The 15642-nt window shown below is 44.0% G+C and carries 12 protein-coding genes; 4 read left to right on the plus strand and 8 right to left on the minus strand.

All coding sequences use genetic code 11. The features are described 5' to 3' along the window. Window positions 1-125: 125 nt before the first annotated feature. The gene (locus J8L84_RS03805; protein WP_211069524.1) at window positions 126-1199 is read left to right on the plus strand and encodes an efflux RND transporter periplasmic adaptor subunit; all 1074 of its coding nucleotides are present in this window, start codon (window positions 126-128) and stop codon (window positions 1197-1199) included. A gap of 3 nt (window positions 1200-1202) precedes the next feature. Beyond that, entirely contained in the window at window positions 1203-4247 is a 3045-nt protein-coding gene (locus J8L84_RS03810; protein ID WP_211069525.1) for an efflux RND transporter permease subunit, read from the plus strand. 111 nt (window positions 4248-4358) lie between these two features. On the opposite strand, the gene J8L84_RS03815 is transcribed toward J8L84_RS03810, so the two are convergent. From J8L84_RS03815 to J8L84_RS03825, 3 genes are all read right to left on the minus strand, one after another. Next, entirely contained in the window at window positions 4359-4781 is a 423-nt protein-coding gene (locus J8L84_RS03815; RefSeq protein WP_061997571.1) for a CBS domain-containing protein, read from the minus strand. Window positions 4782-4873: 92 nt separating this feature from the next. Then, the gene (locus J8L84_RS03820; protein WP_211069526.1) at window positions 4874-5884 is read right to left on the minus strand and encodes an NAD(P)-dependent alcohol dehydrogenase; all 1011 of its coding nucleotides are present in this window, start codon (window positions 5882-5884) and stop codon (window positions 4874-4876) included. A 379-nt stretch (window positions 5885-6263) separates the two neighbouring features. Then, the gene (locus J8L84_RS03825; protein WP_211069527.1) at window positions 6264-7259 is read right to left on the minus strand and encodes a zinc-dependent alcohol dehydrogenase family protein; all 996 of its coding nucleotides are present in this window, start codon (window positions 7257-7259) and stop codon (window positions 6264-6266) included. 110 nt (window positions 7260-7369) lie between these two features. Between J8L84_RS03825 and J8L84_RS03830 the strand changes: the two genes are divergently transcribed. Continuing rightward, the gene (locus J8L84_RS03830) at window positions 7370-8287 is read left to right on the plus strand and encodes a LysR family transcriptional regulator (RefSeq protein WP_211069528.1); all 918 of its coding nucleotides are present in this window, start codon (window positions 7370-7372) and stop codon (window positions 8285-8287) included. 103 nt (window positions 8288-8390) lie between these two features. Here J8L84_RS03830 and J8L84_RS03835 read toward each other — a convergent pair whose 3' ends face one another. The 4 genes from J8L84_RS03835 to J8L84_RS03850 all read right to left on the minus strand — a co-directional run bounded on the left by J8L84_RS03835 (window position 8391) and on the right by J8L84_RS03850 (window position 13607). Further along, the gene (locus J8L84_RS03835; protein ID WP_211069529.1) at window positions 8391-8951 is read right to left on the minus strand and encodes a cytochrome b; all 561 of its coding nucleotides are present in this window, start codon (window positions 8949-8951) and stop codon (window positions 8391-8393) included. 417 nt (window positions 8952-9368) lie between these two features. Beyond that, window positions 9369-11438 carry a catalase gene (locus J8L84_RS03840; RefSeq protein WP_211069530.1) on the minus strand — a complete coding sequence of 690 codons (2070 nt, stop codon included), beginning with the start codon at window positions 11436-11438 and terminating at the stop codon, window positions 9369-9371. A gap of 349 nt (window positions 11439-11787) precedes the next feature. Then, the gene (locus tag J8L84_RS03845; protein WP_211069531.1) at window positions 11788-12594 is read right to left on the minus strand and encodes an SDR family NAD(P)-dependent oxidoreductase; all 807 of its coding nucleotides are present in this window, start codon (window positions 12592-12594) and stop codon (window positions 11788-11790) included. Beyond that, window positions 12591-13607: an LLM class oxidoreductase gene (locus tag J8L84_RS03850; RefSeq protein WP_211069532.1), complete on the minus strand. Its 1017-nt coding sequence runs from the start codon at window positions 13605-13607 to the stop codon at window positions 12591-12593. The genes J8L84_RS03845 and J8L84_RS03850 overlap by 4 nt, the downstream gene beginning before the upstream one ends. 292 nt (window positions 13608-13899) lie before the next feature. Here J8L84_RS03850 and asd point away from each other — a divergent pair, with 292 nt between their 5' ends. Beyond that, window positions 13900-15024 (plus strand): aspartate-semialdehyde dehydrogenase, encoded by a 1125-nt coding sequence (asd, locus tag J8L84_RS03855; protein WP_211069533.1) that lies wholly within the window; start codon window positions 13900-13902, stop codon window positions 15022-15024. A gap of 180 nt (window positions 15025-15204) precedes the next feature. Here the strand turns inward: asd and J8L84_RS03860 are convergent, their stop codons facing one another. After that, a complete protein-coding gene (locus tag J8L84_RS03860; protein ID WP_211069534.1) occupies window positions 15205-15561 on the minus strand; it encodes a VOC family protein in 357 nt (118 codons plus the stop codon). Between the last annotated feature and the right edge of the window lie 81 nt (window positions 15562-15642).

Raw genomic sequence — 15642 nt, forward strand, 5'->3', positions numbered from 1 at the left:
ATTTTACACTGCGCAGTTTACTTTTCAATGGATGATCTTTAAAATGCACCGCACAGTTTACTTTAATTATGGTGAATATAGTCGTCTATACTGTGTTCACCACAAATACGGATCGAAAAATTCTTATGCCCATTTCGCGAATTCGTCACCTTGTTGCGTTTACTGCTTTGTCTGTTCTCACCCTTGCTGGGTGTACAACAGAGAATGACACTCAAGAGAAAACCATCGCCCCCCGCTATGTGAAACTTGCCGAGGTGAGCACTGTTCCTGCCTTTGATGAATTTACCTTTCCGGCAGTGGTTTCTGCGGTGAAAACGGTAGATCTTAGTTTTGAAGTGTCAGGTCGGTTGGTACAAACCGATTTAACGACGGGTAACGATATTGAAGAAGGAAAGCTGTTAGCCACCATTGACCGACAGCCCTTTGAGCGCCGAGTTGATGAACAACGCACTCGCTTAGAACAATCTAAACGCGAATTAGACCGTATTGAAAAGATGTATGCGCAGAAACTGGTTGCCCAAAGCACCCTTGATACTGCAAAAACCACCTACGAATTAGCTGAAATAGAACTAAAGACGGCGAAGCAGGATTTAAGTTACACCCAATTATATGCTCCTTTTGATGCCAAGGTGTCTCAGCGTCTTGTTGAAAATAATAGCTTTGTAGCGGCGGGAACACCTATTGCTCGCTTACAAGATGTGTCTAAAATTTACTTCAATATTAATGTGCCAGAAAGGCTACTCACCGCTAACCTTAATCGTGGAATAGAGCAAGCTAGTGCATCGTTAACAACAGAAGAAACCCAGTGGTACCCGGTTAACTATGTAGAACACAGCACCCAACCTGACCCTGTGTCGCAAACCTATGAAGTCGTGTTTGCTATGGAACCACGCTCAGATTTACCCCTTACGCCAGGTGCACGTGCCGTGGTGAAAGTAAGCTTACAAGGCTCGCCATTCCCTGATGGTGTTGTGGTTCCAGTGCAATCGTTAGTGGGCGATAAAGCTTCAGGTTTTGCTGTTTGGGTTTATAACGAAAGCAGTAAGTTGGTAAACAAAGTCAGTGTAACCGTTGAACATATTCATGAAGATTTCGCGGTACTAAGTGGTTCATTGACGCTGGGTGAAAAGGTTGTTGCAGCAGGCGCAACTAAAATGCGAGCAGACTTAAAAGTTCTTCCTTACGAGGGAGAAAAGTAAGTTATGGATATCGCTCGTTATTCAATTGATAAACCTGTAAATGTATGGCTAATGGTGGTGATACTGCTGCTTGGCGGTATTATTGCAATGACCAATATTGGTCGTTTAGAAGACCCCGAATTCACTATTAAACAGGTTAAGGTTTATACTAGCTACTCTGGCGCCGGTGCAGAAAAAGTGGAGCGGGAAATTACCGAACCTCTTGAAATTGCTATCCAGCAAATGCCACAACTTAAAAAGCTCACATCAATTTCTTCGCCCGCTTTATCTGAAATTACCGTTGAAGTTAAAAGCAACTACGATAGCAATGAGCTTCCACAAATTTGGGATGAACTTAGAAAACGCTTACGAGACGCCGCTACATCCTTGCCGACCGGAGCACAAGACCCTGTCGTTTTCGATGATTTTGGTGATGTTTACGGGCTTTATTACGCCCTGAGTGCGCCTGATTTTACCACCAGTGAGTTACGGGAATTTGCGCGTTTAATTCGAAGAGATTTGTTAACCACTGAGGGCGTAGCGAAAGTCACTGTTAGCGGTGTGCAAACCGAACAAATCGTTGCCTATGTGAACCCCTACCAGCTAGCCGGGCTAGGTATTTCATTTCCTGATTTAACTTCGCTATTTGAAGATAACTTGCGCCCTTTTAACGGCGGAAGAGTCTTGGTAGACGAGAAGAACGTACGTTTAATCGTAGAACGGGCACCAGATAAAATTAAAGAAATTTCTAACCTTTCATTAGTGATCCCTGGTACGAACCGCTCTATTCGTGTTTCCGATGTAGCCACCCTTAAGCTAGAGCCTGCTGATATCCAGTCACAGCTTATTCGTTATAACGGTGAAGAAGCCTTAACCGTATCGGTTTCGGCGCTATCTAACGTGAACATTGTTGATGTAGGCACTCGGGTAAATGCCAAAGTCGATGATCTACTTAATACCCTTCCGGTGGGTATTACCCTTACCCCTATTTACGATCAAGCCTCGGTGGTTGATGAATCGGTAGATGGCTTTATAGCGAACTTAGTGATGTCGGTCGTCGTTGTAACTCTAACATTATGCTTGTTCATGGGTTGGCGCTCTGGCGTGGTAGTGGGCATGGTGCTGCTAGTTACCGTGCTAGGCACTATTCTTATCATGTGGCTAATGGATATTCAGCTTCAGCGTATATCTCTTGGTGCTATGGTTATTGCCATGGGAATGTTGGTAGATAACGCCATAGTTGTTGCCGAAGGTATGATGCTTCGAATGGCTACCGGCGCGTCGGCCAAAGATGCAGCAAGCTTTATTGTGAAACGAACCCAGTGGCCTTTATTAGGCGCAACAGTAATAGGTATCGCAGCCTTCTCGGGCATTGGTTTATCTGATGATGCCACCGGTGAATTCTTGTATTCCTTATTTGCCGTTGTATTAGTGTCTTTGATGATGAGTTGGGTGCTGGCCGTTACCTTAGTGCCTGTGCTTGGCGAGTTAGTGTTCCGCAAAGGCGTGAAGCAAACCGACGGCAATGAGCCAACATTGATGCAGCGCTGGTTCACCAAAACCCTCACTGGGGCTTTGAAATTACGCTGGGTGACCATGGCCGTGTTGTTCGTGATTACCGTGGTAGCCTACGGCAGTTTCGGTATGGTTAAACAAGGCTTTTTCCCACCTTCAAACGCACCGCTGTTCTTTGTGCATTATTGGGGCCCTCAAGACCGTGATATTCGGGCTACCGAAAAAATCATTAAAGAAGCTGAACAACGTATTTTAGCGCAAGAAAATGTAACGGCTGTAACCACCATCATTGGTCAAGGTGCAGATCGCTTTACGCTTACTTACGCGCCAAAAAGCGCCAATGAAAACTATGGCTTTTTCATGATACGCGTTAATGAATTAGAAAATATTCCCGCCGTTCAAGAAAAGCTTTCGGGTTTGCTCGACAATATTGATCTTGATGCCGATTTCTACCAAGAACGTATGCAATTTGGCCCAGGCTCTGGCGCCAAACTTGAAGCACGTTTTTCTGGCCCTGATGCAGAAGTTCTGCGAACCCTTGCCGAAGAAGCCAAAGGCATGATGTTAGCCGATGGCAATATCAAAGATGTTCGACATAATTGGCGTGAAAAAGGTGTGGCCATCAATACGCAGTACGATAATTACAATGCTGGTATTGCGGGCGTTTCTCACTCTGATTTTAGTCAAACCGTACAATATGCCAGTAGCGGATTGCGTTTAGGCAGCGTGCAAGACGGAGACTATGCCTACAGTATTGTGGCAAAAATGGGGCATCCCGATGACACCGCCATTCAATCGGTACGAGAAAGCCAAGTATGGTCGTCTCAACAACGTCAATATGTGCCATTTACGCAGGTATCAAGTGGTTTAGATATTGTGACAGAAGAGCTACGTATTCATCGACAAGATAGATTGCGTACCATCACGGTAGAAGCTGAACCTGGTGACAATGAAACTGCCGCGAAAGCATTTGCTCGTATTCGCCCTCAGATTGAAGCGATGGACATTCCTGCTGGTTATGCCCTTGAATGGGGTGGTGAGTTTGAAAGCTCTAGCGATGCACAAGCTGCATTAGGCGCAGGATTACCCGTGGGTTTCTTAGTGATGTTTATCATCTCTGTGCTGCTATTTGGCCACGCCCGTCAACCGCTGATCATTTGGTTAGTGGTGCCTATGGCGATAGTTGGTGTAGTGACAGGGCTTCTGTCTACCAATATGCCATTTGGCTTTATGTCACTTCTTGGGTTCTTGAGTTTATTCGGCATGTTGATTAAAAATGCCATCGTGCTTATTGAAGAAATAGACCTACAAATTGAAGAAGGGCTAGAAATTAGAAAGGCTATAGTGGAAGCGACGTTAAGCCGTTTGCGCCCTGTGACGTTGGCGGCATTAACCACCATATTAGGTATGGCGCCACTGTTATTCGATGCCTTCTTTGCAGATATGGCAGTGACGATTATGGGTGGATTAACCTTTGCCACTATTCTTACGCTTATTGCCGTACCTGTACTGTATAGCATCCTGTTTAAAGTGAGTTATCGAAAAGCCAGTTAACTTGTTCACTGTAAACTAGGAAAGGATCAAAAAAGGTGCGTTTATACGCACCTTTTTTATTGATGTAACCATCGTTGATTATATGGTTTTCACAACGTATAGCATGAGCCTCTACCCTTTCTTAGCATTCACCCTTGCTTCCATAAAGCGCATGACATCTCGCCAAGAAACAATGCCCACAGGGCAGCGTTTCTCATCAATAATGGGAATGCAGGAAATCTTGTTTTCGTTGAATAATGAAATTGCGCTAACAATAGAGTCGCTTGCAGAAAGGGTTAACACATTTCGCGTCATAATTTGGTGCGCTTTCTTTTCCAATGTCGCTTTGTCACGAAAGCGCTCATTAACCGTATTTGCAAAAGGGCTTGTCGCCTTTAACACGTCGCGGTCTGAAATGATGCCTTGCAGTTGATTCTGATGCACGACGACTAAATGATGAAACCCCGTTTCGGCGAACAAGGTTTGTATCAACTCTAGGCTATCATCCATGTGCACACTGACCACACGAGTAGACATAATATGGGACAAGCTCATGGTATTCCTTTTACTCTTACGTTAATTCTAGCGATTCCTGCTTTGCTAAATAAGGGCGCAGCGTGCGATATTGCTGCCCCCCAACTCTTAGCTTAAATGCTCACGCAAATTTTACCAAAGTGTTTACCCGATTCCTCAAAAGCAAACGCATCAGATAGTCTTTCAAGGGCGAATGTAGTATCAACCACAGGCTTAAAGTTCATGCATTCCAAGGCACTGACAAAGTCCCACTGGTCTTTATTACTCCCCACAATGATGCCAGTTAACCTAATTTGCTTTCGCATAAGGGTAGCCGTTGGAATATCGCCCTTAATACCGGTTAAAACACCAATAAGTACAATACTTCCCCCTACTCTACAGGCATGAATAGATTGGCCTAAAGTGGCTGGCCCACCAACTTCAACCACGTGGTCGACACCTTTTCCGCCAGTCCATTTGGCAACGGTTTTGCCCCACTTTTCGTCCGTTTTATAGTTAACTGTGAAATCTGCACCCAAGGCCTTTGCTTTCTCTAATTTATCATCTGAGCTTGAGGTTATTGCTACTTTCGCCCCCATTGCTTTGGCAATTTGAAGCGCATAGATAGACACACCTCCAGTGCCCAACAACAGAACCGTATCGCCTGCTTTCAAGCCACCTTCAACCACTAGAGCCCGCCACGCAGTTAGTCCTGCTGTTGTAATAGTAGCCGCTTCTTCGTGAGACCACCCTGAAGGTGCTTTAGTAAACCATTGCTGCGGCTTTACCACGACCTCCTGGGCGTAACCGTCGATACCATCTCCGGGGGTGCGACTAAAATCACCCACCGTTGGTGCGCCGCTTAACCAATCAGGAAAGAAGGTAGAAACCACATGGTCGCCTGGAACAAACTGTGTAACGTCTTCCCCTACTTCTACAACGACGCCCGCGCCGTCAGACATAGGAATGCGGTCACCCTCTGTGGGAATAGCGCCTGTCGCGACGCTGTAATCATGATAATTTAAAGAGCTAGCATGGATCCTTACTTTAATTTCGTCATTGCCGACGACGGTTGGCTCTGTTTCGTTTGCGCAGTAGAGCGACGCTAAGCCTTCACTGTTGTCTTTCAAACGCATTACTTTCATAAGATTTCCTTCCTGATTAGCAAGTGAAGATAGTTTAGGGGATGTTTACAGTTGCGAGTACAAAATACCAATAGCGCTAAAAAAGGCGCAACGCAACAAATGAACATAAGTAAATATGACCTCTTGATTAGTACAAACATGAGGATATTGACGATTAATTAAAGGCGAGAGGAAAAATAAAAACCCCTTGGCGAGCATAAGTGCCAACGCCAAGGGTAAAAGTGCGCAAAGGGAAAGCACTTAGGAGAGCACTTAGGGAAAGTAATGGTACAAATTTAAAAGTTAATACAAAAACTTATATTAGAGCTGATGTAATTGCTTATACATAAACTCTTACAAGCTCTCGTAGAATAGCTAGGTCAAAGCCAGTCACAAGTGCTTAAGAGGCTACATCAATAACGATTTTGCCCATAGCCTTGCCGCTTGCTAAGCGCGCATGTGCATCACCCGCTTGCTCAAGGGTAAACGTCTCGCTATCTAATACTGGAGTTAACGCGCCTGCATCAACAATACCTGTAATAGCGCGTAATATCGCTCCGTGATTTTCACGTTTGTAGTTGTGGATCATAGGGATAAGCATGAACACAACATGTAAACTCAAGCCTTTGAAATGCACAGGGGTAAGATCTGTTTCAATAAACGACACCGTCGTCGCCACTTGCCCGCATAATTTTGCCGCTTCAAAAGAGTTGGGTAAGTTACCGCCACCCACAGAATCATAAACCACATCGAAACCAGCACCATCGGTATGCTTAGCGACGTAATCAGCCACTTTTTCTGAGCGAAAATCAATGTAAGTCGCACCGAGCTTTTCAATCAGTGAAGCTTGTTCATCTGAGCCGCCAGTAGCAAATACAGTCGCACCAAAGTGACGAGCCATTTGAATAGCAAGATGACCTACGCCGCCAGCGCCGCCATGCACTAATACGTTTTGCCCTTTTGCGGTTTGCGCGCGGGTTAAGCCCTCATACGCAGTAATGCCAACCAAAGGTAGGGCGGCTGCTTCACGCATCGACAACGATTTAGGCTTAGGTGCAATAAGACGAACATCGGCTAACATTAATTCAGCTAAGGCACCTTGCAAGTCGGCTAGACCACCTGCGCAACCATAAACTTCATCACCTACGCTAAAGTTATCTACGTCTTCTCCAACGGCTTCAACTGTACCGGCGAAATCCATACCCAACACACCGCCGGGTAGTTTAGGAGAAAATGGTAGGTCTTGACCCATTTCACGTATCATGGTGTCTACTGTATTCACGCTGGTTGCCGCAATACGCACAATGACGTGTCCCGCTTTAAGTCGTGGTGCACCTATCTCAGCTGCATTAAATACTTCAGGACCGCCAAATTCGTTAATAACCATTGCTTTCATGTGAGTTAGCCTCGTTGCGTTAAGTTCGAGACTAATAATAGCCACTAGCCAGGCATATGATAATTGGGTTATAAACACATACAGTTTTTAGATTTTATTGATAATCCATTATGAACATCGATCACCTTAAGCTTTTTGTACGTATCGCCAATACCAATAACATCAGTGTGGCTGGACGTGAATTGAATGTTTCACCGGCCGTGGCCAGCGCTCACATCAATAAATTGGAAGAAAATTTGGGTGTGCGACTTATTCACCGCACCACGCGTAAAGTGTCGTTAACCGATGAAGGAAAACTTTTTCTACCTCACGCTGAAGAAGTGTTATCAAGTATTGAAATAGCCCAAGCTGCCGTTGGGGTTGGCTCGCAAACGCCACAAGGTACATTGCGAGTAACCGCGCCAGCTTCTTTTGGTCGCCTACACTTGGTACCTGCAATGGAAGAATTCTTAGCAGCGTATCCGCAGTTAAATATCGATTTTAGATTCAGTGACAGTATTTTAGATTTGATTGAAGGTGGGTTTGATGTAGCTATTCGTGATGCGGTGCTTAAAGACTCTAACCTACACGCAAGAAAGCTGGCTGATGACAAGCGAATTATTGTAGCGTCACCGGATTATATTAAGAAGTATGGCGAACCGAAAACCCCGCAAGAAATAACAGAACATGCAGCTGTCAATCTTATGGGTTTAGAAACATGGGAGTTTAATACCCCACAAGGCGTAGTATCAATAAAGCCCAAAACGCGAATTCGTATGGACAATGGTGAAGCGGTTCGCGACGCAGCCATTGGCGGTATCGGCATAACCCTTACGGCCACCTGGTGTAGCTACCCGTATCTTCAAAGCGGACAACTGGTTCAAGTATTAAAAGATTACCCATTAACGGCCGAGTGCGCACTGTGGGCAGTATATCCAAGCAACCGTTTATTAGCACCCAAAGTACGCGCCTTTATCGACTTTCTAAGGGAACGATACAGTGGCGAACCTTACTGGGATAAAGCGCTACGAGAAGCGGGTCTTTCATAAAAAACAAAAAACCACAGTATATACACTGTGGTTTTTTTAAACACGATGGAAGTGTTGCTAGCCTTTGTAGATAGCCTAGGGCTTAAAGCTTAGGCGTTAACGTCTAGATGCTTTTGCCCAACATGCGTTTTAACGTGCCGTCTTTGTCCATAATATGGTGCTTTAATGCGCCGGCAACATGAAGTACAACGGCTCCAATCAATACATACCCTAAATAATGGTGTACTGTGCCGCCGAGTTTCGATAGCTCGTAGTTTATTGGCAATGTTTTCTCAGGATCTTCTACGCTGAAATTCTGTGCAAACACTTCTAATCCAAATACAGATAAACCATGGCCGCCAAGTACTGAAGTCATAAGCCCTGATATTGGCATAAGCAGTGTGCTAAGAATGAGTACCCAATGAATCACTTTAGCCACGCCATGTACTAATTTAGAGTAATTTCCTGCTGCCGTGGGCCAACCATTTTTTAACCGCCACGTTGCTCGAGCCAATGCAATAAATAGCACAATAAAACCAAAAGACTTATGCCATGAAAATACCCAATAAGCGTTTTCTTCTACCATATAAACGCCAGAGGCCAGCATGCCAATAATGATTAAGCCAACAAGCCAATGTAGAAATATGGTGGTAGGTGAAAACTTTTGATGTGAATCGTACTGCATATTTTCCTCGGGAAACACGACGGTTAATAATGTACTTCAATATAGAAGAATTTTGTAATTAGATACTAATACCTTTCTAGAGCCTTACTATTTTTTCAACGCAAACGGTTTTGCATGAATGCGCAAATTGCTATGGGAAGCTCATAGGCCTTTTTAGGTATTCTAAATTAAAAACTTAATTTAGCACGGGGAAATTTACTTGGATATGGGGGGATACGCGAATAACGCGCTCCCCCGTGCTGAATAATAAAGACATAACCCTATCGCTTAAAGCAACGTTGATCTCGCAAAGTTGTTTTAGAACGCTATCTTGGAATAGTTTTCTAGGAAGACTACCCTAGAAGGCTATCTAGGAATAGTTTTCTAGGAAGACTACCCTAGAAGGCTATCTAGGAAGAGCATGCCGTATTGACGTCCTTAGCCTCGAGCCCAAAAACGTATTTCACGAAGCTTTTCGATAAACGCATCGGATTTCATATTTGCGATATCAAGCCATCCATCATCCATAGCGTCACCCAGGCCAGCCGCTTTAATTAAAGGCATTGCCTCAGCGGTGTAACCTACAAACTTTTGATGAGCCTGTGCATCTGAAATAAAGTCTTTTGCTTCAGGTTTCATTGATAGAGATTTTGCACCATCTTCTGAAAGTAACAATAGTACTGCATCGTAAAGCACCGATGGCCCACCATCTATTTTTTGATGCGCCGCGATATGCTTGCCTTTGCTACATGTCACCCCGCCTACTTTAGGGGCCACTAGTTCGAACATCGCCCCTTCGGCAATAAGCGAATCGATCACATTTGAAAGCGTATCTCCATCAATACCATCTGAAACAAGAATACCTAATTTGCGTCCTTTGAACGTGCTTGGCGGATTTTTCAAAATACTGAGTGCATCAGAGACTGGTAAGTCTTCTCTGGTTGGCATAGCCGCTTCTGCAGGTTCAGGCATCTCTAAAAAGCCAAGTTCTTGTGCAACGCTCTCTGCTAAGGCCTTATCAACATTCAGTAAATGAGAAACAACACGCTCACGAATAGCTAACCGCTCAACCTTCGACAATTCAAATGCGAATGCATCGCGCATATGTTTTTGTTCTGTGTCAGTCTGGCTGATATAAAACTGTCTTGCTTGACTGTAATGATCCGCAAAGGTTTCTGAACGATAGCGTGTTTTACTGCCTTCCATCGGCTCCGCATGAGATTGATAGCCCGTCTCGGGACACGCTCTAGGGTTGCTTTCATCAGCATCCCACGAATTGGGTTCGTAGTTAGCCCGGCCTTTCGGATTTTGCATCGCCATGTGCCCATCTTGCTGAAAATGGCGCATAGGACATTTGGGTGCATTTATAGGAAGCTGCGTGAAATTTGTACTGCCTAGGCGTTTTAATTGGGTATCTAAGTAGGAAAAATTTCTACCTTGAAGTAAAGGGTCGTTCGTGAAGTCCATACCCGGCACGATATTTTGGGTACAAAATGCAACTTGTTCGGTTTCTGCAAAGAAGTTATCTACCACTTTGTTCAGCACCATTTTGCCTATTATTTTCACAGGTACCTGCTCTTCTGGAATAAGCTTAGTGGCATCCAATACATCAAATTCAAAATTATCTGCAAAGTCTTGGTCAAATACCTGAATGCCCAGCTCCCATTCAGGAAAATCACCAGCCTGTAGCGCATTCCACATATCTCGTCGGTGAAAATCAGGATCTGCACCGTTAATTTTCAGTGCTTCGTTCCATACCACCGATTGCAAACCTTGCTTCGGTTTCCAATGAAATTTAACGTATTTCATTTCACCTTCGGCGTTAATAAACTTAAAGGTGTGCACACCAAAGCCTTCCATGAAGCGGAAAGAACGAGGTATGGCGCGATCTGACATGGCCCACATCAACATATGGGTAGATTCTGGCGATAAGCTGGTAAAGTCCCAAAAGTTGTCATGGGCAGTTTGTGCTTGAGGAAAGCCGCGGTCAGGCTCTTGTTTTGCAGAATGGATCAAGTCAGGGAACTTGATGGCATCTTGGATAAAGAAAACGGGAATATTATTACCCACTAAATCCCAGTTACCTTGTTGAGTGTAAAATTTTACGGCAAACCCGCGTACGTCTCTAGCTAAGTCTGGTGAACCTTTATTACCAGCAACGGTAGAAAAGCGCGTGAATACAGGCGTTTTTTCGCCTTTGCGCTGGAAAATATCTGCTGAGGTAATATCTGACAATGATTCGTAAGTTTCAAAATACCCGTGGGCCCCAAAGCCTCTAGCATGCACCACACGCTCGGGAATTCGCTCGTGATCGAAGTGAAAAATCTTTTCTCTAAGTACGTGGTCTTCTAAAACGGTAGGCCCTCGCTGGCCCGCTTTAAGAGAATTTTGATCGTCGTGGACGGGGCAACCTTGCGCCGTCGTCATAGTAGGGTGTCCATTACCCGCGGTTTGATGCAACTCTCCGCCTTTTCCTTTCTGTCCTTGGTATTTAAACGATTCAGCCATTTCAGTTCCTTATAGAGATAACCTAATTGATTGCGTTGTAACAACGGCTTAGGATGAAACATGCATGTTTCAGAACTGTATGAAGCAAGGAGAATTCCACATTAAAATTATTAAACAAAATTAACAAGTTACGTGTTCACCCACTTTTAATCGTTAGAATAATTACAAATAGAGGGAATATTTTACAGGGGATATAGGAGGCGATAACAACCCGAGTGAGATGGCAATGGCAATAGCAATAGCAATGAGAATAAAGAGGGAGAAAACTAAAGTAAAAAAATGCCGAATAGGTAAAACACACCAAGTAACCTGATGTGCTCTACTCAAACATGCTGATTTTAGATAAATTTTAACTAAAGTGACTAGCTACAATAGATTCAATCACGTTAACTAATTGCTCTCTATTTGCTGAGTTTTCACCAAATGGATGTGCAGGCGCAAACTGATTGTTGTCATTATCGAAATATTCACCTTTCACGTTAGCAAACCTATCACCAAGCGCAGCTTCCACAAATATTTTCGCACCAATTGCCAAATCGCCACCGGCTACCCCATAGGCTTCCTTCACCATTTTACTCCCAAGCAAAGATTTAGGGTTAACAGATACAAACAATGGCCCTGTTGTCTCATATTTTTCGGCAAAAAAGCGTGTCCACATGGTAATAGCAAGCTTGCTTTGTGCGTATGCCATACCATCACTCATAGAAGGACCTTGACTTAGCAGGTCAAAATTAACAGGGGCTTGGGCTGCAGATGACACGTTTACTACTCGCCCACCACTTGGCATAAGTGGTAACAAACGTTTGGTAATGATGAACGGCGCAATCGTATTTACCATGAAGCGTACGTCTAAGCCTGCGCTTGTTTCAATTGCAGGAGAATGAAACACCCCAGCATTGTTAATAATAACGTCTATAACTGAAAAAGCGTCTGCCACTCGAGAAGCAAAATTATCTACTGCTTTAAAGTCGCTTAAATCTGCCACGAACCCAGTAACCTGTATTGCAGGATAATCGGCACATAGCATTTGTTCTACATGCTTTAATTTGTCGGCACTTCTTCCGTGAATGATCAAATTATGCCCTTCGTGAGCTAATAATTTAACGGTTTCAAGACCAATGCCGTCGGTCGCGCCTGTCACTAATATTGTTTTCATCCGTTCATTCCCTCTTTTTTCAAACTAGTTTGATGACTAAATTCGTCAGAATGGAAATGCGGTAACACCATTTCCGACAGTTTCTGTAACGTTTCTTCAACTGGTGTGCGATTAAATCTAAGGTTTAGCGCTACGTGGTTAACGCCACTGTCTCGCAAGACTAAAAGATAATCTAATAAGCTGTTTATCCCGCAGCGAACACCTAAATGTATTGGTGATACCGGTGAATTATCGTTTGCGTCTACATCAATATAAAGCGGTTGCATTACCGGCTTGCTTCGTTTGGTAAAGGTATTTACACGTGAGCGATAACTATCAACCACGTGAGCTTGAATTTTTGGGCTTCTGGGGTAAGTAATTAACCCGTCTAGATGCTCTGCTCCCCAATTCGGCGATTGTTGAGAGCCCCCTGTGATCATCATAGGAAAGCGTTCTTTGTGTGGCTTAGGCAGTAAATCCAAGGTGCCATTTACATGACCAAAGCTGTTGTTGATTTGACCGTACCCCTGCATCATGCGTTTAATATATTCCACACTTTCACGGAAGCGTTCGCCCCTGTCATCAAACCCTCGGTTAATAGCAGGGTATTCTTCAGGTCTATCTCCTGAGGCCACACCTAACACTAACCGCCCGCCGCTGAGTACATCGATACTTGCCGCAGCCTTAGCAACTTGTGCGGCATGACGTTGAGGAAGTACTAAGGATGCTACACCCAGCGTAATTGTTTTAGTTAACCCTGCAAGCACGCCAAGATATACAAAAGGGTCGTATACCTGCCCTGCATCGCCAAAGGTTGGTACATTAAATAAAACATCTCTTATCCACACGGCCTTGAAGCCTAAGTCTTCTGCAAGCTTCACTCTTTTTATATGGTCTTGCATAGTGGGCACAGGCCCATATGGGTAAGATTCGATTGGCACAACTAAGCCTATCGACATACGACCATTGTTAAAGACATTGCAAAAGCCATTATTTATGTTCGCAAAATTAAGCGCGTTTGACTCGGTACTCATTTAGGCTGCTAGGGTCTGAAAAACTGTTAGGAGAAGACTACCTTCCTATAGCATGAATGATAATTAAGCATTTTAAGAATTAGTTTCAACAAAACATTGATAATGTGCTTACCAAATGTGATTCACTTATATCTATAACGTAATATTTATAAAAACATCCTAGCCAGCGTTTTAAATTGTTTATAGACTGCAGGCATAATAATGAAAATGCGACAGGTATAGGGTTGGCAGGGTGATATCACCGTTAGTTCAACATGAATACACAGTTTAGTTTTATAGGGTTCTCAAGTTAATGTCTCAACAAAAAGTAGGTTTAGTGGGCTGGCGCGGTATGGTTGGCTCAGTGTTAATGCAGCGCATGCAAGAAGAGCAAGATTTCGCGCACATTGAACCCACATTTTTTACCACTTCTCAAAAAGGCCTTCCTGCGCCAGACTTTGCAGGTGCTAACGCAGGTGTACTAGAAGACGCCTTCGATATTCAAGCGTTAGCTAAGCAAGATATTATTATTACCTGCCAAGGCGGTGACTACACCAAAGAAGTGTACGCTTCACTGCGCGATACGGGCTGGAATGGATACTGGATAGACGCAGCGTCTGCGCTTCGTATGGAAGACGATGCGGTCATTATTTTAGACCCTGTAAACCGTAAAGAAATTGATGCTGGCGTAGAAAATGGCATTCGCACTTTCGTAGGTGGAAATTGCACGGTATCGCTAATGTTGTTAGCGCTAGGCGGCTTGTTCGAGAAAGACTTGGTTGAGTGGGCTTCACCTATGACCTATCAAGCTGCTTCAGGTTCAGGTGCTAAGCATATGCGTGAACTTATTAGCCAAATGGGCGCTATTCACACGAATGTAAAAGCAAATTTAGATAATCCAGCCTCTGCTATTTTAGACATCGATAAGCAAGTTGCTGAATTTATCAGAAGTGATGATTACCCTTCTGAGCAATTTGGTGTACCGCTAGCAGGCAGTTTAATTCCTTACATTGATTCACAGTTGCCATCTGGGCAAAGCCGTGAAGAATGGAAAGCACAAGCTGAAGCCAACAAAATTATGGGCTTGTCTGAGCAACCTATTCCAATTGACGGAATTTGCGTTCGTGTAGGCGCGATGCGTTGTCACAGTCAGGCTATCACCATCAAGTTAAAACAAGACTTGCCGGTTGAAGAGATTGAGCAAATTCTTGCTGAGCATAACGAATGGGTGAAAGTGGTCCCTAACGACCGTGATGCCACTATGCAAGAACTCACGCCAGCGAAGGTGACGGGAACACTGTCTATTCCTGTAGGTCGAATTCGTAAATTGACCATGGGGCCTGAGTATATTTCAGCCTTCACTGTTGGCGATCAATTACTATGGGGTGCTGCCGAGCCGCTTCGTAGAATGCTGCGTATTGTTCTTGGTAAAGCTTAATCAGCCAACGCTTAAAATTACAATGATGTAAACACCTCAATAAATAACTACCAAAGCCCAGCTTTTTCTAAGCTGGGCTTTTTTATGCAATGCTTTTTGTTTAGGTGGGTCCGTTTTTTGTTCAGAGGTTATCTATAGCAGCCTAATTATGTACCCGTGCTTCTATTTCTTTTCAGAGCGCTATTCCTTTTCAGACCAAACGGCAAATTCATTACCACCAGGTTCAATGAAATGAAACCGGCAGCCCCCTGGAAATTCAAAAATAGGCTTATTCACGTTGCCACCAGCGCCTTCTACCTTGCTTAACGTTTGCGTAATATCAGCACTGTAAAAAACTAATAACGCGCCGCCATTTTCTGTAATGCCAGCATGCTCAGCTTTAAAAAAGCCCCCGTCTAATCCTTGGTTAGTAAATGCCGTGTATTCAGGCCCGTAATCGGTAAATGCCCAACCAAATACGGTTTCAAAAAAGCGTTTAGTACTGTTGATATCCAATGTACCGAACTCAACGTAGTTTAGCTTTTCATGTGTTGCCATGGTTTTTCCTCATCTATTCAGGTAGATATGGTGAATACTGTAGTGTTAGCGGCTAATATTCCGTATTATTAACGCGTTAAT

This window comes from Alteromonas sp. MMG017 (assembly GCF_018100795.1).
In the GTDB taxonomy this organism is placed as follows: Bacteria; Pseudomonadota; Gammaproteobacteria; order Enterobacterales; family Alteromonadaceae; genus Alteromonas.